Origin of the sequence: Mycoplasmopsis lipophila, assembly GCF_045276895.1 — a bacterium.
GTDB classification, from domain to species: Bacteria; Bacillota_I; Bacilli_A; order Mycoplasmatales; family Metamycoplasmataceae; genus Mycoplasmopsis; species Mycoplasmopsis lipophila.
Genome location: NZ_CP174165.1, coordinates 310,119 through 332,119, shown reverse-complemented (window position 1 = coordinate 332,119; position 22,001 = coordinate 310,119). Strand labels below are relative to the sequence as shown.

Here is a 22,001-nt window from a genome sequence, read left to right as displayed (position 1 = left end):
TATTTCATTTCTATAATAAATTAATTATCAAATTGACTTTGATATAAAGTAGCATAAAATCCATTTAGTTTTAAAAGTTGCTCATGATTTCCTTGCTCAATAATTTCACCATCATTAACTACCAAAATTTTATCAGCATTTTTAATTGTGCTTAAACGGTGAGCGATTACAAAACTAGTTTTATTTTTCATTATTTCCATTAATGAATTTTGAATAATTTTTTCAGTATTTGAATCAATATTAGAAGTAGCTTCATCTAAAACAAGAATTTTTTTATTTCCTAAAATAGCTCTGGTAATAGCTAATAATTGTCTTTGTCCTTGAGATAAATTGTCTCCATTATTTTCTATAATGGTTTCATATCCTTTAGGCATAGTTTCAATAAAATTATGAGCAAAAGTTAATCTAGCTGCTGCTTCTATTTCTTTATTACTAACTTTTTCATTTAATAAACGTAAATTGTTTTTAATTGTGTCATTAAACATAAATGAATCTTGTAAAACAATTGCTAACATATCTCTTAAATTAGCAGAAGGTATTTTTCTTAATTCATGACCATCAATAGTTATTGAGCCATTTTCATAATCATAAAATTTAGAAAGTAGATTAATAATGGTAGTTTTCCCTGCTCCTGTAGGACCTACAATAGCAATGGTTTGGCCAGGTTCTGCTATAAAAGAAGCGTTTTTAAGCTGATATTTTTGACTTTTTTGACTATATCTAAAATCAACATTTTTGAATTCTATCCTTCCTAAAACTTCATTTTCATTAAGAATTTCAGGATTTTCAATATCTTTAGGTACTTCTAAACTTAAAAGTTTATAAACCCTTGAACTAGAAGCTACTCCTACTTGAGAAGTTAAAACCATATTTAAAACACTTTGAATTGTTCCACTGTAGTTATACATTAAAGCAATATAAGAAAGAATTAATCCCTCTTCAAAAAGTGGGTTTCCAAAACCATATGAAGGAATATTATTATTTTTGAAAGTAACTGCTAAAGCAACAATAACTAAAATCAATAAGTTTGATACCACCACAAATCAAGGGTCAAAAATTCTTAAAACTGCATCTCCAACAAAAGCCTTTTTTCTTATGTCGGTACTTATTTCTTGAAATCTATTTTGTACTAATGATTTTTGATTAAAAGTTTTAGTAATTTTAGAATTGGTTAGCATTTCTTCTACATAAGCATTTAAATCACCAAATTTATTTTGAACCTTAATGTAATATGGTCTAGCTTTTTTAATCATTAAAACACTAATTGAAAATAACAGAATCGACATAGATAAAATAATAATACTTAGTAATCCACTAAAGAAAATCATTGCTATAGCTGATAAAACTGTGTTAAAAAAATTGGAAAAAGTTTCATTTAACATTTGTAGCATAGAATTAGACATATTATTAACATCATTAACCAATATAGAAATTAAATTACCTGATTTTTGTTTATCATAATAACTAATTGGCATTTTAAGTAATTTATTCATTACTTCTTCACGCATTTTTGCTGAAATTTTAAAAGTTAAATGAACAAAAATTCGGTTTTGAATAAATCTAAAAATTCCATATAAAACAAAAGCAGAAACAAGATAAATTATTCATATTGTGAAATTTTTATTATCAAATAAATCACCATTTTTTAAAACTTCTTCATTAAAGAACTTTTTAACAATCATTCCAATGATAGAAGAACCACCAACATAACTTAAAGCATTACAAATGGAAATAAAAATTCCAAAAAACAATAATGCACGATCTTTTTTTAAGAAACGAAAAAGATTTTTGAAAAGAGAAAAAGTTGATAATTTATAAACATCTTTGTTTTTTTCTGACATCTTTTCCTCCTATTGATCTAATTGATTACTAAAAATTTCTTTATATAAACTACATTCTTGAACAAGTTGTTTATGTTTTCCTTGTACCATAATACTTCCTCTAGCCATTACTAGAATATTATCAGCATCTTTAATTCCACTTATTTTTTGAGAAATAATAATCAAAGAACATTTGTAATTATTTTTAATATTTCTTAATAAATTTCTTGTGGTTAAATTATCTAAAGCAGAAGTGGAATCATCTAAAATGATAACTTTTGGCTTTCTTAATAAAGTTCTAGCAATAGATAATCTTTGTTTTTGTCCACCGGATAAATTTTTAGCCCCTTGTTTTATTTTATGATCTAAACCATCTTCAAAATTATTTACAAAATCATAAGCACAAGCATTTTTTAAAGCTTCATTAATTTCTTCATCAGTAGCATCTGGCTTAGCAAAAAGCATATTAGATTTAATAGTTCCAGTATAAAGTAATGCTTCTTGATAAACAATTCCTAAAGAACTATTTAAATTTTGAGTATCAATTTCATTAACTTCATCATTTCCTATTTTGATAGAACCTTCTTTATATAAGTAATTATTTACTAATAAATTAGCTAAAGTACTTTTACCAGAACCTGTAGGACCTATAATACCTAAAACTTGATTTTCTTTTAAATTAAAATTAACATTTAGTAAGGAATAATCAGGTGAACTTTCATAATATTTAAAAGATAAATCTTTTACTTCAATATCATAATTAGTAATGGTTTTATTATTTTTTCTTTCTTCTAAATTAATTTTATATTCAAAAATTTCTATAATTCTATTAGCAGAAATTCTAGCTCTAAATAATGAAACTAAAAACATACTCATTATTAAAACACCAAAACTAACTATAAATAAATAATCTAAAAAAACATTGATATTTACAATTAATTCTTTATTAGCTGCTAAATCATATGGTTTGGTAGTAACTTTAACTTTAACTACATAATAAATAACTGCAATCAATAAATTTATTAAAGCAAAAAATAAAGGATGGCCTATAGAAAAAATAATATTAATTCTAAATTGTAATTTGTATCAATTATTATTTGCTTTTTTAAATTTATCTTTACGATGTTCTTGTAAATTAAAGGTTTTTATAACTCTAGCACCTAAAATATTTTCATTAACATTCTTAGTAACTTCTTCAATAACTCTTTGATTTTTTTTAATACTTGGACTAGCTGCTAAACCAATTGAAATTACAATAATCATAATTAAAGGAATAATAATTCATACTCCAATAGACATTTTAGAATCAGTTAAAAAGGCTAAAATAGCCCCACCTATAACCATAATAGGAGCTCTTATTAAAGCTGTTGATCCATTAACTAAAAATTCTCAAAATTCTGCTACATCATTAGAAACTCTGGTAATAATACTTTCTACTTTAATATCAGCAATATTTTTTAAAGATAAATTTTGAATTTTAGCAAAAAGTTTATCCCGGTAAAATTTACTACATAATTCTGCAGTATAAACAATTAAAGTAGTAGCTCCTAACATCGCTAGAGCATTAAATATGGTTAAACCAATAAAAGATCATATCAATCCCATTTTTGCTTTATTGTAATCTAAATTTAAAAAATTAATTCTTCCTGAAAAGAAAATAATATCTACATTATGACCTTTAGGACTAATAATCAATTTAATAAATTGGGCTATAACATTTGACATAAATAAAGAGACAAAAACAGTAATAGAAATTAAAAAAGCACCAATAAAAAACAAAATTTTATTTTTTAAAGGAATCATTTTTAACATTTTGTACATTTTCACCTCCTTTTTATTTATTTTTATTAATTAATAAAAATAACCTTATTTATTATAAAATAATGTTAATTTTAAAAAAGCATTTTTTAAGATTTATAGGTTAAAAAATGCTTTTTTAAACCTAAATCTAAGAAAAAATTAATTAAAAAAATCTCATCATTATTAGACAAGATCTTTTTAATTATTTAGCATTTTTAACAATAGTTATCAATGAAGAAAATGTTGTTGGTTCATTAATAGCTAATTCTGAAAGCATTTTACGGTTAATAGTAACATTAGCTTTTTTAAGTCCATTAATGAAAAATGAATAAGACATTCCTTCAGCACGAACAGCAGCATTAATACGTGCTATTCATAATTTTCTAAATGTTCTTTTAACTTGTTTACGGTCTCTAAAAGCATATGTTCATGATTTAACAACTGCTTGTTTAGCAACTTTATAACCAATTGATTTATGTCCAAAGTAACCTTTAGCTAATTTTATTCATCTTTTACGTCTTGCTCTAGTAACAGTTCCACCTTTTACTCTCATAAGATATCCTTCCTTATATTTATTATTTATTGAAGTAAATTATTTTAAATAAACTAAATTAAAGCTTTAAATCTTTTAACATCACTGGCATGCATTTGAGCAGATTTTCTAGATTGACGTTTTTGCTTTGTAGTTTTATTTTGTGCTAAATGTGAACGATAAGCTTGTTCACGCATTATTTTACCTGTTCCAGTAATTTTAATACGTTTTCTTAAAGCTCTTTTAGTCTTCATCTTCGGCATAGTTTTCTCCTTCATTTGCATCTTCATTATCATCAACAATTACTTTTTTGTCAACAATATTATGCAATTTTTTGTATTTAATAACTTTATTTTTATTAGGTTGTAAATAAAGATCTAAAAATCTTTCATTAACTAATTTAGCCTCTTTTGTGATTTCAGCAATATCTTCTAAAGTTGCAAAAAATTTATTAAGAACAGCATGACCTAAATCTTGTCTAGCCATTTCTCTTCCTCTAAATTTCAAACTAATTTTTAAACGATCTCCATTAAGTAAAAATTCACGTGCTTTTTTACTTTTAGTCATTAAATCATGTTCTCCAATCATTGGAGTTAATCTAATTTGACGATTTTGAATAATAGTTTGTTTTTCTTTATTTATTTTTTGCTTCTTTTTACGTTCATATTTAAATTTTCCATAATCTAAAATTCTTGCAATAGGTTTAGGTTCTACAGAAATAACAACCAAATCAAGTCTTTGTTCTTTTGCTATTTCTAATGCTTCAGAAGTTGTTTTAACCCCTATTTTTTCACCATTACTTCCTATTAAAAAAACTTTAGGAAATGGAATATTTTCATTAATCATATGCTCAGCACTAGGCTTTTTATTTTTTTGAAATGTCGATTGTATAATGTACTCCTTCATAAAAATAAAATACAAAGTGACCTATGTCACTTCTTCTCTCACTATATTTAAAGTATAATAAAACTAACTTTAATTGTAGCGGTGAACCCAAGACTATTGGTCATCAGGTGAGAAGTTTATTCTACTTTCTGCAATTAAATATTGCTTTTTTATTTTAACATAAATTTATTTATAATATAAATATTATTTATGAGAAAAGCAGTTAAAAACAGAAAACATTTAAGCATTCCTTTTTGAGAAATAAAGAACAAAAATGAATGAATAGAAGAAATTTCATTCAATATTCCAATAGAAATATTGAAGTTTTTATGTCTTTCTATTTTATCAATAGCTTTCATTATGCTTCAATATCAATTTCGTAAAAATACAAATTATTTATCATTGAGAAAATTATATTTATTTAGTTTTGGATTAGCTTTTGGAGATTTAAATATTTTAATTATTTTAGGTTCTTTTGCTTCTTTAATTATCTGATGATTAACTCCAACATTTAGAAAATATTATTTTAGATGATTTAAAAAATATATTATGGTTGATTACTGAATTTTAAGAAAAAAAATTGTGAAATTTATTTGATTAAATTTATTAAGTATTTCTATTATTTATTATCTTTTCATAGCAAATTCAAGACATTCTAAATGATATTTATTAAACTTTAATGAAATAGTTGATATTTATAAATATGGTTGATTTTATAGTTTTACAAATTTTAAAAATAACTTACCACAAGCATTTTTAAATATTGGAATTTTTTTCGATTCTATTTACAATTTAATTTATATTATTTCTTTTGGGCCTTGATTATTATCATTAATTTCAATTTTAATAATTGTTTTTTCTTGATATGAATTGATAACTTTAAATCCTAAAATATATCGAAAAAATATGAATGCTTCTAAGAAAAGTTTACCAATGATTGAAAAATATTTAAAAAGAAAAAATAGTATTTTTTACTATACTCAAACAGTTTCTAAATATTTTCAATTTTGTAAAGATAGTGCAAATGTCTTAAAAATTCATTTTATTAATTGCTCTTTTAAAGATTTAATTAAACAAATAAATAGAAATATCTCTTTACTTTCAGAACATTCTGCTACTTCCAAATATTTCTATAAAATAGCTAAAAAAGTAAAAAATGATTATTTTAATAAAGATTTGTTAATAGATGAAAACAATGTAATAAGAGATGAAGATATTATTTTTGATACTATTAGTTCTTATAGTTTAGAAAAAAATTCTTTTGAAAGAAATAAACCAATCACTTATAGTATTGCTTCTTTACCTACTAGAATAACAACTATGGAAAATGAATTTTCAAATTTAGAATATCCAATTAATCATATTGTTACTAATGAATATGATCTTAGCAATAATGAAATTCAATTTGTAAACATTAATAGAACTATTAAAAATGCTCTTAATGAAATAGTTGATGAAGAAGATAATAAAAAAACAAAAGAAATATACAATATTGATATTGAAAAATTAGAAAAAGAAAATGAAATTAATAATAAAGAAGTTACTAATTTAACTAATATGGATACAAAAGAATTATTGTTAGAAGCTTCAACCATTCCATCAGAAGAACAAATAGAATCTAACATTTTTTCTTCTTCACTTTTTATCAATGAAAGTAAAGAAGAAATAAATAAAATCAATGAAACTATACTTGATAAAAACTTACATAACATAGAAGAAAAAACAAACAACATTAAAAATGAAGAAATAAACAATCAGACTAATAATGAAGAAGATGAAGAAGAATGAATTTCTCCTATTTTATAATAAGAAGGTAAAATGAAAGAAGTGATTTGAAAAGAAATAGAACCTATTATTTATAATGAACATAATAAAGATACAATTTATTTTTTAGAATTTATAAGTAAATGAAATCAAGAATGAAAAGTAATGAATAAAATCATTCAAAAAGTTGAAGAATATTTTAAAAATAATAATAAAGTTGTATTTCTTCAAATAGATGCTGATGAATCGAGTTTATTTAATAATTTAAATTCTAATTTTGAAGTTATTAGAATTCCTACTCATATTATTATGGTGAATAAAAAAATCATTTTTAAAGGATATGATAATTACCCCAAAGAAATTTTTATTGATGTAATTACCAATATTTTGAATTAGTTATGAGTTTAGAAATAATAGAAAAACTTAAAAATATTCCTTCTAATTCAGGAGTATATTTATGAAAAGACAAAAATAATAGAATAATTTATGTAGGAAAAGCTATAAATTTAAAAAAAAGAATGAATCAATATTTTAAAGGTTCAATTAATTCTTATAAAACCACTAAATTAGTTGAAGAAATAACTAATTTTGACTATATTATTTGCAATAACAATAAAGAAGCACTTATCTTAGAAAAAAATTTAATAGAAAAATATAATCCTGAATATAACATACTACTTTTGGATGATAGAGGTTATCCATACATTAAACTAAAATTAACTAATAAATTAGAAATAACATTTACCAAAAAAATAAACCATTATAAGAATGAAAATGAAATTTATTATGGCCCTTTTCCTGATAATTATGGTGCATCTACTATTTTAAAATTATTGCAAAGAGAATCATTTTACAAAGATGGACTTCCTATAACTAATGTTAATCAAAATTATTGAAAAGAACAATTCGAAAGAATCAAAAATATTTTAAGTTTTAAAAATTCTTTATATTTAAATGAATTAAAAAATAAAATGTTGAAAGCTGCTGAATATGAACAATTTGAATTAGCATTAGAATACAAAAAAAATATTGAATACTTAAATAAAATGAAAGAAAACCAAATAGTTGAACTTCAAAATCAAAAAAACATTGATGCTTTTATTTATAAAGTTATTGATGATAAAATTCATATTTTATTTTCTTTTTATAGATGAGGTATTTTAATTAATCAAGATTATCAAACCATAGAGATTCATATCGATTGAAAAGATTCATTATTAGATTTTTTAAATTTGTATTATAAAAATAAAATTATTCCTGATTTATTGCTTATTCCTAATGAAATAAATAATTTAGAAATTAACTTTATTAAAAATTCTAAAATTATTTCCCCTAAAATAGGAACTAATAAAAAAATTTTAGATAACACTTTAACAAATTTAATTGCTTCAATTGAAAAAAATAAATTTAAAAAAGATAAAAATGAAAATTTAATAATTTTAAATGAAATTAAGGAATATTTAAATTTACCAAAAGTTAACAAAATTATTATCTTTGATAACTCAAATTTTGGTAACCAAAATTGTGTTGGTGTGGCCATAACTTATCTAAATGGAATCAAAGCAAAAAACTTATATAAAAAATTTAATCATGAATTAACAATGGGTTATAGAAAATCTGATGTTGAATATATGAATGAATCTATATCAAGATTTTTTAAACATGAAGAAAATCTTGATTATGATTTAATTATTGTTGATGGTGGAATATCTCAAATTCATGAAGCAAAAAAAGTATTAAAAACTTTAAATTTACAAATCCCTGTCATAGGATTAAGTAAAGACAATAACCATAAAACAAAAAATTTTATTGATTTAAATGAAAAAATAAATCTTATACAAGATAAAAAGTGATTAAATTTTTTATCAGAAATTCAAATAGAAGTAGATAGATTTGCAAAATCTCATTTTAGAAATAAACATAAAATTTCTTCATTAGAAGGAACCTTAACGAAAATAAAAGGTTTGGGTAAAGAAACAGAAAAATTGTTACTTGAAGTATTTAAAACTTATTCAGCAATTTATAATGCTAGTGAAGAAGAATTAAGCAAATATATTTCTAAAAATTTAGCTAAAAAAATTAAAGATTTTAACAAATAATTTAATTTATTTCACTTATTTATAGTTAAATAAATTAAATTTATTTTTTTATTTTTTAAAAAATATTACTTAATACAGTTTTAAAAATATATAATTGTAAATATGTCTAAAACAATTTCAAATAATAAAAGAATATCATTTGACTATGAAATCATTGATAAATATGAAGCAGGTATTTCTCTTATGGGTTGGGAAGTAAAATCAGCAAGAGCCAATACAATTAGTTTAATAAATTCTTATTGTTCCATATATAAAGATGAAATTTATCTAAAAGATTCATATTTTAAACAATATATGAATGTTAAATGTAAAGAATTTAGAACTAGAAAATTACTAATGCATAAAAATGAAATTGTTAAATTAAAAAGAAAAATAGAAACTGAACATTTAACATTAGTTCCTACTAAAATTTATTTTAATCAAAGATCAAAAATTAAAATTGAAATTGCTTTGGTTAAAGGACTTAAAAAATATGATAAGCGTGAAAAAATTAAAGCCCGTGATGTTGAAAGAAAAATTGAAAAAAATCTAAAATTTTATTAAAAAAAGTAAAGTTAACTCGCTTTACTTTTTATATTCAATAAAATACATCTTTTTATATTCTCCATTTAATGCTAATAATTCTTGATGATTACCAGACTCTAAAATCTCACCATTTTTTATAAATAAAATTTTATCAGCATTTTTAATAGTATTCAATCTATGTGCTATAACTAAAATAGTAGAATTATTAATAATTTTTTTAATGGCTTCATTTATATATTGTTCAGTAATAGTATCAATATTTGAAGTAGCTTCATCTAAAATAATAATTTTCTTTTTTGCAAGAATTGCTCTAGTTAAAGAAAACAATTGTCTTTGTCCCTCAGAAAAATTATTACCATTGTTATTTATAATAGTTTCATATTTTTCAGGCAAAGCATTTATAAAATTATCTATTTGGGTTAATTTACAAATATTCAAAAATTCTTCATCGCTTATTTTTTCATTAACACATTTTAAATTTTCTTTTATACTTCCATTAAATAATTGAATATCTTGGGAAACTATACTTATATTATCTCTTCATGATTTTTCATTGATATCAAAAATAGAATTATTATCTATCAAAATATCACCTTTATTAGGAATGTAAAATTTTGATAAAAGTTTAGAAATGGTTGTTTTTCCAGAACCAGTTTCCCCTACTAAAGCTAACATTTCACCTTGATTAATTTTAAAATTAATATTTTTTAAGGTTTCTTTTTTACTATCTTTAAGATAAGAAAAATATACATTTTTAAATTCAATATTTGCCTTATTTATAGTTAAATTAGTCAAATTATCTTGATTTATTTCGGGTTCTAAATTTAAAATATTTTCGACTCTTGATACAGATGCAGCACCTTTTTGAATTGTTCCTACAATTTCAAATACTTCCATCAATTTATTTACAAAGGTATTGATATACATTGTAAATGTAGTTAAAATTCCAAAAGTCAAAGGTTTAATTCCTCCAGTATAAATATTTCTTGAAATACATATTGAACCAACTACAATTATTAAAACCATCATAATGTTTTTAATTAGAAATGTTGAAGGTCTAATAGCATTTCAATAATGAACATTTTTAAGAGCTGGTTCTACTAACGCTTTATTATATTCATCAAATTGCACTTCTATTTTTTTATGTTGTTGGTGTAAATTTATTAAAGGAATAGCATCAATAATTTCTTCTATATAACCATTTAATTTTGCTTTTGAATTTTGTAAATTAACAAAATTTTTGTGCATTTTTTTAAAAATTATTCTTATAGGAAAAATAAAACAAGGAATTAAAACAATAATCATTGTGACTAATAAAGGACTATAAACAAACATTAAAGTTATTACTGCTAAAAAGAAAATTAAAGTAGGAATAGCATCTAAAAACAATGGATAAAATGCTTCTCTTAAATTTTGAACATCATCGGTTAAGGCCAACATTAAATCTCCTGGTTTAATGTTTTCAAAATAACTAATTGGCATTTTTTGTAATTGTTTGTATAACTTAATTCTAATTTTTCTTTCAAAAGTTAAAATCATTTTATAAGTTAAATGACTTGAAATCATATTCAAAATTTGAGAAATTGTTAAAGCTAACAAAATATAAATAACAAAAAATCAATATTTTTTTTGACTAAAGATTTCCTTATTAAAACTTTGAGGTTTAAAGAAAGTATCAAAACCATAACCTATTAATCAAGAAATAGCATTAGTTAAAATAACTGAAAAAATAGTTAAAACAAAAATTGAAATCATTATTCATTTTTTAATTCCAAAATATGAATAAATTTTTCAAATTTTTTTAATGTTGTTACCTTTCTTTTTATTGTTCATTTTTACCTTCTTGCGAATAATATAAATCTTGATAATACTTATTATTTTCTAATAAAGTTTTATGATCTCCTTGACCTACAATTTTTCCTTTATCTAAAACAATAATTTGATCTGCTTCCTTAATCGAACTTATTCTTTGAGCTATCATAATTAAAGTAGAATCTTTAAATTCATTAATAATATTAGATCTTACTTTCAAATCAATTTCATTATCAAGTGAATTAGTAGCATCATCTAAAATTAAAATTTTAGGTTTTTTATATATTGCTTGTGCAATAGCTAACCTTTGTTTTTGTCCTCCAGAAAGATTTTTTCCTCTTTGATTTATTTCGTAATCATATAAATTTTCAAAACTATCAATATAATTAGCACAAGATAAATTTTTAATTTTATTTATTCAATCTAAATCAACATTATTATTTGTATTAGCAAAAGTCATATTAGTTTTTATAGTTCCAGATAAAATTTTGATATTTTGAAATACTAAAGAAATGTTTTCATAAAAATTTTTGGTATCTATTTCATTAATGTTTTTATCACTAATATAAATATTTCCAGAATCTGGTAAATATTCTTTAACAAGTAATTTAATTAACGTGCTTTTTCCTGAACCTGCTTTTCCTATAATTCCTACAAATGAATTAGGTTTAATTTCTAAATTTATGTCTTTAATTCCATTTTCTGAATTAGGATAACTAAAATTTATATCCTTAAAAACAATATTTGTATTTTCAATAAAATTTTGATTATTAACCATAGGAATAGATGAATTTATATTCATAATTTCATCAAATCTTTTTGCTGAAACCGCAGTTCTAAATACTCAATTCATTGTAAAGAAACTTCTAACCACCCCATGAGAAATCATTGAAATATAAATATTAAATTGGTAAATAGTTCCAATCAATTCAGTGGGATTGATATTTTTAGATTTTAAAATTACTCCTGCTATAATAGCAAAAATTAAAGGACTACCCAAACCTACAAAATAATCAACCATTTTTCAAACTATAACACCATAGTTCATTTCTTTCTTCATTATTTCTAAATAATGATTGTTTTTTTCTTGATATCTTAATAATTGTCTTTCTTCCAAATTGTAAGATTTAATTAAAGTTATATTGTTAATATCTTCTTTTGCAATAGCATTTAAAGCGTCTAAAGCATAATTTTCTTTACGGTATAAAGGAAAAACCTTAAAAATTAAAATTAAAGCACTAATTGCTAATAAAGGAATAATAATGGCTAAAGATATAGATAAAGATGGACTAATAATAAAAGAAAAGACTGCTCCAAATACTACAAAACCTGGGCTAACTATAAAACTTCTTGTAACTGTCATTAATCCTTCAGTGATTTTATTAATATCATTTGAAAATCTGGTAATAATTGTTGAATAAGAAACTTTATCAATTTCTTTTTTAGATAAATAAATAATATGATCAAATAATTTTTTTCTTAAATAATAAGCAGCTAAAACAGACATTTTTCCTGAAACTCAAAAACCCAAAAAAATGTTAATAAAAGTAATAATTGAAAATCCAAAAGTAAGTAAAGACAAAACTAAAATAGGATTTAAATTAGTATTAATTTTTCAACCTAAAAAATATATTTTTCGAATATTAGTATCAGCCATTATTTGAATAAATTGCTTTGTCAAAAAAGGCAAAATCATAAACAAAAGAGGATCTAAAAGAGCTAATAAAGCAGAAATGAAAATCAAAAATTTAACATTTTTAGGTAAATATTTCATTATTTTTAACATAAAATTCACCTCTTTTTTTGTTTAAAAATATCAATTTTTGTAGAAAAAATTATATATAAATTAGCCAAAAAAAGTTTATTATTTTGTCCTTATTTATATTTATTAATATAAAAAGAGTAAAATATTATTATTACTTTTTTATTTATATTAATTTTATCAAAAATGATAATTTTTAGAAAGGATGATATGAGAAAAGATGCACAGACAATTAAAAACATTTTAATGCACCCTGATTATTTTAATAATTGAAAAATTTCTATCAATGCTTGAGTAGCTTCAAATAGAGGAAACAAAAAAATTCGTTTTATTAGTGTAAATGATGGTTCTTGTGTTAAGAATTTGCAAGCAATTTTTAAAGATGAAAAATTTGATTTTAATCTGTTGGATAGTATATCTTTAGGATCAGCCATAAAAATTGAAGGAACTTTAAAAGCAACTATTGAAGCACAACAACCAATTGAAATGATTGTTGAGAGTTTTGAATTATTACAAAAAGCTGGAGAAGATTATCCAATTCAAAAAAAAGAAACTAATATTGAAACTTTAAGAGAAATTCCTCATTTAAGACACCGCACAAATCTATTTAGATCAATTATGTTAATTCGTTCTACTTTAATTCAAGAAATACATCGTTATTTTATGAATAGAGATTTTATTTGTGTTTCTTCGCCTATATTAACCGGTAATGATGGAGAAGGAGCTGGAGAAACTTTCTTTGTGGATACTAAAGAAAAAGAACCATTTTTCGGGAATAAAAATGTTACTCTAGGAGTTACTGGACAGCTTCATGCTGAAAGTTATGCAATTGGATTTAAAAACGTTTATACTTTTGCCCCTACTTTTAGAGCTGAACATTCAAACACTAAACGTCATGCTAATGAATTTTGAATGATTGAACCTGAAATAGCTTTTGCTAAATTAGAAGATGTAATTAACCTTAGTGATGATTTATTAAAAAACGTTATTAGAGCAACTATTGCTAAACATCCTATGGAATTTGAATTCTTAACTCAAAATGTTGATAATAATTTAATGAACAAATTAAATAATTTTCTTGATAAAAAATTAACCATTTTAGATTACAAAGACGCTTTAAAAATTCTAGAAAAAAATAAAAATAAATTTGAAATCAAAGATTTTAAATTCGGTTTAGATTTAGCTACTGAACATGAAAGATTTTTAGCAGAAGAATATGTTAATGGCCCTGTAGCAGTTATTAATTTTCCTAAAGTTATTAAAGCTTTCTATATGTATCAAAACGATGATAATAAATCTGTTGCTGCTTTTGATTTATTAGTTCCTGGTATTGGTGAATTAATTGGTGGAAGTCAAAGAGAATCAAGATATGACAAATTAGTTCAAAGATCTTTAGAAATAGGTATTAAACAAGAAGAATTACAATGATATCTAGACTTAAGACGTTTTGGAGATTCAGGTTCAGCTGGTTTTGGAATAGGTTTTGAAAGATTAGTAATGTATGTAACTGGAATGGATAACATTCGTGATGTTATTCCATATCCAAGAACCAATGGAAATATCAAAATGTAAAAATATCTTATACATAACAAATAAAGAAAGGAAAAAATGAAGATTTCAATAATTTCTCCCATTGTTAATAATGATAAAGAATTAAAAGAATTTCTTTCAGGAATGTATTATCAAAATAATCAAGATTTTGAAGTTATTTTAGTTTTTAATAATATGACTAAAAAAATGTATGCTACTATTGAAAGTTATTTAGATTTCTTTGGTTCACGATTAAAATTCATTATCAATTCTAATAAACAAACTTTACAAGACAACATTATTGCTGCTTGAAAAATTATATCTGGTGAATATTTTAATATTCTTTTTAGCAATAATACTATTAGATACTATTTTTTAAATAGTATGAAAAACTTAGTTAACCTATATAACACTGATGTTATTGAGTTTAAACCTAGATTAGTAGGTTCAATAAGATGAAAACCTTTGACTAGACTAGAACCAATGAAAAAATTTAATTTTAAAGAAGATACTAGTTTTTTAGCCTATGCTTATCCTTTTATTTCAAACAAATTATTCAAAAAAAGTTTAGTAGAAAATTTATTAAAATATCAACCAACTTTTTCTAATGATTATAATTTTGCTATTGAGCTAAACTATTTACTTTTAATGAATGCTAATACCTATGCTTATAATGATCAAAGAATTATAAGAGAATACATTAATTATGTTTCTTGAATGAATCCTAAAAACTTCATCAATCAATTCAAAAAAATTATTGAAATGGGAAAAACTAAAGAAACTAAAATTACTCAAGAATTAGAATATGCTAAAAATTACTTCTTTCAAGTTATTCTAGCTGGAATTTTAGGTCTTTCAACTTTTATAAGTAAAGATGAATATAAAGAAAAAAAATCTTATCATTTAATTGAACAATTAGATATGCTAATAGATAAAGAAATTGAAAACAATGAAAAGTTTTATAACACTAATATCTATATGCATAAAGAAAATAAAGAAATAAAATTTTTAAGAGAAAAACAACCAATTAAAAAATGAAACGAACTTTTATCTAGTCTTGAATAAAAAATTACATAAAAACATAAATTTATGAGTTAGATTAGCAATTAATTTACTTGATTTATTTTTTATCTCTATTTTGTTTTTTCTAAATTATTTTATTTTTTTAAAAAATCCATATCATCGAAAAAAAAATTATTATTTATTTTTAATTTTTTCAATTTTAATTCTATTTATTTATTTTTTAATTATTCCTTATTTCTTTAACATGCGAACTTTTGGAGTATTTGTTATTAGGAAACAAGTTATTTTCAGTGAAAACATTTCTAATAAAAAACATATCACTTTAATTACAGTTTTAAAAAGAGGAATATTTACTTTTTTCTATTGAACTTTTATTTTTTTAATTTTTATGTTTTTTATTAAGCAAAATGAAATTCAAGATTTTGAAACCATTACTCATTTACTTAAAGAAAAGAAAATAAAATCTTATAAAAATACTAAACTTTTATTTTTTTATGATTTTTTAGCAATTATTTCTTCAATATGAAGTTTCTTCATATTAATTAACTACTTATTGAGTATATTTAAAAAAAATAAACTAGGAATTAGTGAATTAATTAGCAAAACTAGAATTGTGGATTTAAAACATTTTAATCAAGATAATTTATTAGAAAAAGAAACTTTTTTTCCTAAAAAAATTAAAAATAAAACATTTTCTTATTTTAATGAAATTAAAGATAAATCTTTATCAAAGGGGGAAAATATAAATGACTAAAAAAGAAATGATTGTTCATGAATTAAATGAACAACAAAAAGAAGCAGTTTTATATTTTGATAGTCCATTAAGAATTATTGCAGGTGCTGGTTCCGGTAAAACAAGAGTTTTAACTAGAAAAATGGCTTATTTAATTAATGAAGTAGGTATTCCAGCTAGTCAAATTCTTGCTGTTACTTTTACAAATAAAGCAGCAAATGAAATGAGTGAAAGAGTTTATCAATATTGTAATTTGCAAAACAATGAAAAATTGAATATTAGTACTTTTCATTCTCTTTGTGCAAAAATTTTAAGAATAGAATCACAAGCTGCTAATTTAAAGTCTGATTTTCAAATCATTGATGAATCTGATAAAAAAGAAATTATCAATAAAATTTGTAAAAGTTTAGATTTAGATACTCAAGATATCACTGATAAAAATATCATTAAATTATTTTCATGGGCAAAAATCAATATGTATGATGATGAAGATTTAGCTACAATCATGAAAAAGAAAAATGAATACAACGAAACTATTATTGTTCTTTACAAAAAATACAATGAGATTTTAGAAAAAGAAAAATATTTAGATTTTGATGATTTAATTCTTAAAACTAATGAACTATTTAGAAATAACCCTGAGATAGCAGATAAGTGAAGTAAAAAATACTCTTTTATTTTAGTAGATGAATTTCAAGATACTTCTTTAAACCAATATGAAATTATTAAAGTTTTAACCTCTAAAAACACTCATATTAACATTGTTGGAGATCCAGATCAAACTATTTATAGTTGAAGAAAAGCAGATGTTAATTTAATTTTGAATTTTGATAAAGATTTCCTTGATACTAAAACTATCATTTTAAATACTAACTATCGTTCAACCAAAAGAATTTTAGCTGCTGCTAATAATTTAATTAAATACAATAAAAATCGTTTTGTTAAAGATTTAATTACTAAAAATGAAGAAGGTGAAAGTATAGAATTTAATCATGCTTTTAGTCCTGAAGCGGAAGCAAGATGAGTTGTTCAAAAAATTAATGAATTAAAAAAGAAAAAAGTTCAATTAAAAAATATCGCTATTTTTTATAGATCTAATTGATATTCAAGAGCTTTTGAAGAAGAATTAATTAATGAAGGTATTAATCACAAAATATTTAGTGGTCAAAAATTCTTTCATCGCAAAGAAATAAAAGATTCCTTAGCATTTTTAAGAGTTATTTATGATGGTTCTGATGTTTCTTTACACAGAATATTAAATGTACCACCTCGTAAAATAGGTGCAGTAGCTTTAGAAAAAATTGAAAAAAAAGTTGAAGAGGTAAATAAAAGCATTTATGACACTTTAATTGAACATTATATGGATATCACTGTAACCAAAGAAACTAAAAAAGAAATTGTTAAATTACTTAATGCTATTAGAAAATATCGTAAAGCATTGGAAACAAATAAAATTCATTTAGTTTTAGACAAGTTTTTAGAAGAAATTGGTTATTATGAATATATTAAAGGTGATGCTAATTTAAGAGGAACAGCATGAGAAAATGTTAAAGAATTAATTAGTTCTATTGCTGAATGAGAAAAAAGAAATCCAAATAAAGGAACAAGTGAATACTTAGAGCATGTTTCTCTCCTTTCTGCTGGAGATGAATTTGATAACTTTAATAATTATGTTTCTTTAATGACAGTGCACGCTGCTAAAGGATTAGAATTTGATAATGTTTTTATTGTTGGACTTTCAGATCAATTATTTCCACATAATCGTTCTTTAACTTCTTCTGATAATGAAGAAGAACAATTAGAAGAAGAAAGACGTTTAGCATATGTAGCAGTAACTAGAGCTAAAAATAAACTGTTTATTTCTGATTCACGTGGTTATTTATACAACCAAGTAGAAAAAACACCATCTCGTTTTATTTCCGAAATGGGAATTAATCTTAATGATTTTATTATTCAATATAATATTGTTTCTAATTTTGATGAAAATGAAAATGGTAAAAAAACAACTATAAAATTTGTTCCAGGAGATATTATTAGTCATACCATTTATGGAGAAGGTGAAGTTTTACAAGTTACTCCTTTTTCAATCGTTGTTAAATTTATTAAATATGATGCTCCTAAAACTTTAACAAAAAATCACTCTTCTATTAGATTATTAACTAAAAATCAATAATTTAATTAAACAATTAAAAATACCAAATCGGTTATGATTTGGTATTTTTGAATCTTTATTTGATTATTCTGATTTAAGTTGTCATTCAAATTGGTGAAGTGTTTTATTAGAATCTTTAATTCCAAATTCTCATCTCATTGTTTTCTTTATAACTTTTGTTGCTTTACCATTTTTTCCATTATAAGCACAAATATGTTTTTTAAATACTTCTAAATATTTAGAATTTTTATATTTATCTTGAAAATTAATTCTTAATGGTTTATCCGCTTCGCCTTGAGTTCTACCATATAATAAAGAACCATTCATTATGGTAACATCATATTTTTTTGTTTATGGCATAGTTATAGTTTTAATAGCATCAAAATCTTCTTTGTTTATATTTTTAAAAACATTTTCTATACTGTTTGTAAAATCTTGAATCATCTCATCTAACATTTGATCTTCTGTTTTTTCTTTTTGTTTTAAATCATTAAATTCTACAACTCTTGTAAAACTTTGATTTTGAGCATTAGAAACTTTAATAGTTACTTTTAAAGTACCTTTTTCATCATTAGCTTCTAATGTTTTTTGAACTGTTAATGATGGTAATAAACCTTCTGTATCAATTATTTCAATATCATTTTCTTTTACCTGAGAAGGCATTGTTTGTGATTTGTCTAAAGTATCCTTTAAATTAACTTTCAATTTATTTACATATTCTTGATCAAAAGTTGTTGCTTGAGTTTTAAAACCAGAAACTTCATATTCTTTTGAAATTTGTTTATCTTGTTGTTTAAGAGTAACTTTAACCTTCAAAGTACCAGTATTATTGTTAGCACTTCCTTGAACAATAGAAATTTCTTTTGTTATAGAACTATCGAAATTAACTTCATTATTTGATGAATTTAATAACTTAAATTTAGAAACTTCTAAATTTTCAGAAGCTAAATGAGTAGAAGCTTCTTCATAAGTTACTTTTGATATTTTTGCTAATTCATCACTTAGAACATTTTTAACAAAATCATTAAATTCTTGTTCTTTAAATTCACTATAAATTTTTGTTCCTTCTGAGTCTTGTGCTATATATCTATATTTAAAAGTAACTTTATTTTCAGCTTCATTTTTAGTGAATTCTGTTATTTCAAAATTTATTTGTTTATCAACTATTCCTTGTTTTAATTTTAATTTATTTTGTTCAAAATCTGATACTTTTATAGTGTTAGTTGTATCAGGATATTCTAATTTATTATTGTTTGCATATTCATCTAATTCACTTTTACTAATTAAATTATTAGCAACAGAAATAGTAGAAGTAATTAATTTTTTACCTTGTCTTTTATTACTTGATTTTGTATCATCTTTACCTAAATAATATGAAATAGTAATTTTTTTAGTTGCTTTATCATAACTAAACAAAGCACTTTTTTCATTTATAGGATTAACACTTGATAAAAAAGTAGTTTTTTTATTTAAAAGAGCAGATGATTTAATTTTAAATTTAAAATCATTAAAACTTTTTAAAGTATGTGATGAAACATCATATATTAATGTTTTATCACTTGATTGTTCTAATTCTTCTAATTTATTTAAGAATGAATATGTATTCATATCACCTTGAAATTCAAAAATATCTTGTGCTAACGGTTCTTGTTTTCTGATAAGTTCTAAATCAGTTTTATGACAATTAATATCAAATAATTGTGATTCTTCAATTCCATCTTTTTCAAAAGTTACCTTAAATTCTCTTGTACCTTTATTAATTTCAGAATTAGTTGCAGAAGAATGAGTATATTCTATACTTTTAATATTAATTCCTTCATCTGCTATTTTTTTTCATTCACTTGGATTCTGAGAATTAGGTAATAACCATTCAAGTTTATTTTTTAAAATGTCTTGAGTTAATTCATCTGCATCATATTCATCAAAATTAGAATTATCTTGATGATCTTTATTTGTAAAACTAATCTTTTTTACTATTTCTTTAAATTCATCTTTTGTAATTTGATGTTTAAATCCTGTAATTTTTACTTCTTTATATGAAGATTCTAAAGTTCCATTTTTGTCTTTTAATTTAAATTTAGCAATAATTGCATCTTCATTAGGAACTAATTCAATTTTTTGATAAGTAATTTCATATTTTGATTCTTCATAATTAGAAAATTTTAAATCACTTGAAACAACTTCTTTAGCAAATTTTGTTGCTTTATTTTCTACATCTACTTTTACTTTCGCAGCTTCTTCATCTAAAATTTCAATAGGAGTTTTTTCATGTAAGAAATCAGAAATTTTGATTTCTTTTTCATTTGATGTTAAATTATGTTTTTTATCTTTTAATTTAAATTTAACCAAAACTGCATCTTCATTAGTTACTCTTGTAACACTTTGATCTACAACTTCATAAGTTTCTGTATCACCAGTGTTTTCAAATTTTAAGTTTGTAGTATTTATATCTTTAGCATATTTAGTAGCTTTTCCTTCAACATCAACTGTTACTTTTTCTAATTGTGCATTTAATAATTCAGTTGGAGTTTCTTCGTGCTTAAATCCATCAATTTCTAAAGTTTTTTCTTCAGAAGTTAAATCTAAATCTTTAACTTTTAATTTAAAAGTAACTTTAATTTTGTCTTGTCCATCTATTTTTTGTACTGATTTTGCAGAAATTTCATAATTTGCACCAAAACCTTCAAATTTTAAATCTTCAGGTTTAATATCTTTAGCTAATTTTTCTGTTTTATTTTCTACATCAACTTTAACTTTAGCTAATTCTTCTTCTAATAATTGTTGTGGAGTTTTTGTAGTTGTTTCTTTAAAACCGCTAATTTCTAAAATTTTTTCGACACTAGTTTTTTTAGTAGTTTTATTTTCTAATTTAAATTTAACTAAAATAGTTTTTTCATCTTTTACTTCAATTTTTATATCTTTCACATTATATTTATTAGAATCATAGTTTTCAAATTTTAAATCTTCAGGTTTAATATCCTTTGCTAAAATATTTGTTTTATTTTCTACATCAACTGTAATTTTTTGTAATTCTGCCACAAATTCATCAGTAGGGGTTAAATTTTGTTCTTTTTTAAAACCTGAAATAGTAATAACTTTTTCAGTGCTTTCTTTTTGTGATTTTTTATTAAATAATCTAAATTTAACTTCTAATGTTTGATCTTTAGCTTTAATATCAATTACTTTTACACCATATTTTTCTTGATCATAATTAGAAAATTTAACATCGTTTAATGTTACATTTTTAGCTAAAATATCTTTTTTATTATTAACATCAGCTTTAATTTTATTTAATTGTTCATCAAAATTTTCAGCTTTTTCTTTTGGTTTACTATCATCTTTACATTTAGAAGAAAGAGAAGCTGGTAATGTTAACAATGTTACTGAACCTAAAATTGTTAACAGTTTAAATTTATTCTTTTTCATACAAAATTGTCTCCTATTTAATTTATAATAATTTAAGATGTATTAATTTTATTACAAAGTTAGTTTAATAGGGTCTAAATGTTAATATTTTCATAAGGTTTTATAGTTAAAAAACTTAAATTATGAAAATAAATATTT

The 22,001-nt window shown here is 22.4% G+C and carries 17 protein-coding genes; 8 read left to right on the top strand and 9 right to left on the bottom strand.

Going from position 1 to position 22,001, the window contains the following annotated elements; all coding sequences use genetic code 4:
- Positions 1-20: 20 nt before the first annotated feature.
- From ACJA27_RS01415 to infC, 5 genes are all read right to left on the bottom strand, one after another.
- Positions 21-1,841 (bottom strand): ABC transporter ATP-binding protein, encoded by a 1,821-nt coding sequence (locus ACJA27_RS01415; protein ID WP_406618212.1) that lies wholly within the window; start codon positions 1,839-1,841, stop codon positions 21-23.
- Positions 1,842-1,850: 9 nt separating this feature from the next.
- A complete protein-coding gene (locus ACJA27_RS01410) occupies positions 1,851-3,641 on the bottom strand; it encodes an ABC transporter ATP-binding protein (RefSeq protein WP_406618211.1) in 1,791 nt (596 codons plus the stop codon).
- Between the two features lie 181 nt (positions 3,642-3,822).
- Entirely contained in the window at positions 3,823-4,173 is a 351-nt protein-coding gene (rplT, locus tag ACJA27_RS01405) for a 50S ribosomal protein L20 (protein ID WP_406618210.1), read from the bottom strand.
- A 53-nt stretch (positions 4,174-4,226) separates the two neighbouring features.
- The gene (gene rpmI, locus ACJA27_RS01400; protein ID WP_406618209.1) at positions 4,227-4,415 is read right to left on the bottom strand and encodes a 50S ribosomal protein L35; all 189 of its coding nucleotides are present in this window, start codon (positions 4,413-4,415) and stop codon (positions 4,227-4,229) included.
- Positions 4,396-4,998 carry a translation initiation factor IF-3 gene (infC, locus tag ACJA27_RS01395; protein ID WP_406618295.1) on the bottom strand — a complete coding sequence of 201 codons (603 nt, stop codon included), beginning with the start codon at positions 4,996-4,998 and terminating at the stop codon, positions 4,396-4,398. Before infC ends, rpmI begins: the two co-directional genes overlap by 20 nt.
- A gap of 249 nt (positions 4,999-5,247) precedes the next feature.
- On the opposite strand from infC, the gene ACJA27_RS01390 reads away from it, so the two are divergent.
- From ACJA27_RS01390 to smpB, 4 genes are all read left to right on the top strand, one after another.
- On the top strand, positions 5,248-6,843 hold the full coding sequence (locus ACJA27_RS01390) for a hypothetical protein (protein ID WP_406618208.1): 1,596 nt from the start codon (positions 5,248-5,250) through the stop codon (positions 6,841-6,843).
- A 12-nt stretch (positions 6,844-6,855) separates the two neighbouring features.
- Positions 6,856-7,197 carry a thioredoxin domain-containing protein gene (locus tag ACJA27_RS01385; protein WP_406618207.1) on the top strand — a complete coding sequence of 114 codons (342 nt, stop codon included), beginning with the start codon at positions 6,856-6,858 and terminating at the stop codon, positions 7,195-7,197.
- 2 nt (positions 7,198-7,199) lie between these two features.
- Complete coding sequence (locus tag ACJA27_RS01380; protein WP_406618206.1) at positions 7,200-8,900, top strand: GIY-YIG nuclease family protein; 1,701 nt, start codon at positions 7,200-7,202, stop codon at positions 8,898-8,900.
- A 102-nt stretch (positions 8,901-9,002) separates the two neighbouring features.
- A complete protein-coding gene (smpB, locus tag ACJA27_RS01375; protein ID WP_406618205.1) occupies positions 9,003-9,443 on the top strand; it encodes an SsrA-binding protein in 441 nt (146 codons plus the stop codon).
- A gap of 21 nt (positions 9,444-9,464) precedes the next feature.
- Here the strand turns inward: smpB and ACJA27_RS01370 are convergent, their stop codons facing one another.
- Both ACJA27_RS01370 and ACJA27_RS01365 read right to left on the bottom strand, forming a co-directional pair.
- The gene (locus ACJA27_RS01370; protein WP_406618204.1) at positions 9,465-11,258 is read right to left on the bottom strand and encodes an ABC transporter ATP-binding protein; all 1,794 of its coding nucleotides are present in this window, start codon (positions 11,256-11,258) and stop codon (positions 9,465-9,467) included.
- Positions 11,248-13,023 carry an ABC transporter ATP-binding protein gene (locus tag ACJA27_RS01365; RefSeq protein WP_406618203.1) on the bottom strand — a complete coding sequence of 592 codons (1,776 nt, stop codon included), beginning with the start codon at positions 13,021-13,023 and terminating at the stop codon, positions 11,248-11,250. The genes ACJA27_RS01370 and ACJA27_RS01365 overlap by 11 nt, the downstream gene beginning before the upstream one ends.
- A 186-nt stretch (positions 13,024-13,209) precedes the next feature.
- Between ACJA27_RS01365 and asnS the strand changes: the two genes are divergently transcribed.
- From asnS to ACJA27_RS01345, 4 genes are all read left to right on the top strand, one after another.
- Complete coding sequence (gene asnS / locus ACJA27_RS01360; protein WP_406618202.1) at positions 13,210-14,571, top strand: asparagine--tRNA ligase; 1,362 nt, start codon at positions 13,210-13,212, stop codon at positions 14,569-14,571.
- Between the two features lie 36 nt (positions 14,572-14,607).
- Positions 14,608-15,594: a glycosyltransferase gene (locus ACJA27_RS01355; protein ID WP_406618201.1), complete on the top strand. Its 987-nt coding sequence runs from the start codon at positions 14,608-14,610 to the stop codon at positions 15,592-15,594.
- 346 nt (positions 15,595-15,940) lie between these two features.
- Complete coding sequence (locus tag ACJA27_RS01350) at positions 15,941-16,306, top strand: hypothetical protein (protein WP_406618200.1); 366 nt, start codon at positions 15,941-15,943, stop codon at positions 16,304-16,306.
- The gene (locus ACJA27_RS01345) at positions 16,299-18,458 is read left to right on the top strand and encodes an ATP-dependent helicase (RefSeq protein ID WP_406618199.1); all 2,160 of its coding nucleotides are present in this window, start codon (positions 16,299-16,301) and stop codon (positions 18,456-18,458) included. The genes ACJA27_RS01350 and ACJA27_RS01345 overlap by 8 nt, the downstream gene beginning before the upstream one ends.
- Before the next feature lie 63 nt (positions 18,459-18,521).
- Here the strand turns inward: ACJA27_RS01345 and ACJA27_RS01340 are convergent, their stop codons facing one another.
- Together ACJA27_RS01340 and ACJA27_RS01335 are read right to left on the bottom strand one after the other, a co-directional pair.
- Positions 18,522-18,764, bottom strand: coding sequence for a hypothetical protein (locus ACJA27_RS01340; RefSeq protein WP_406618198.1), 243 nt, complete (start codon positions 18,762-18,764; stop codon positions 18,522-18,524).
- A gap of 24 nt (positions 18,765-18,788) precedes the next feature.
- Positions 18,789-21,863 carry a lipoprotein 17-related variable surface protein gene (locus ACJA27_RS01335; RefSeq protein WP_406618197.1) on the bottom strand — a complete coding sequence of 1,025 codons (3,075 nt, stop codon included), beginning with the start codon at positions 21,861-21,863 and terminating at the stop codon, positions 18,789-18,791.
- Positions 21,864-22,001 lie beyond the last annotated feature (138 nt).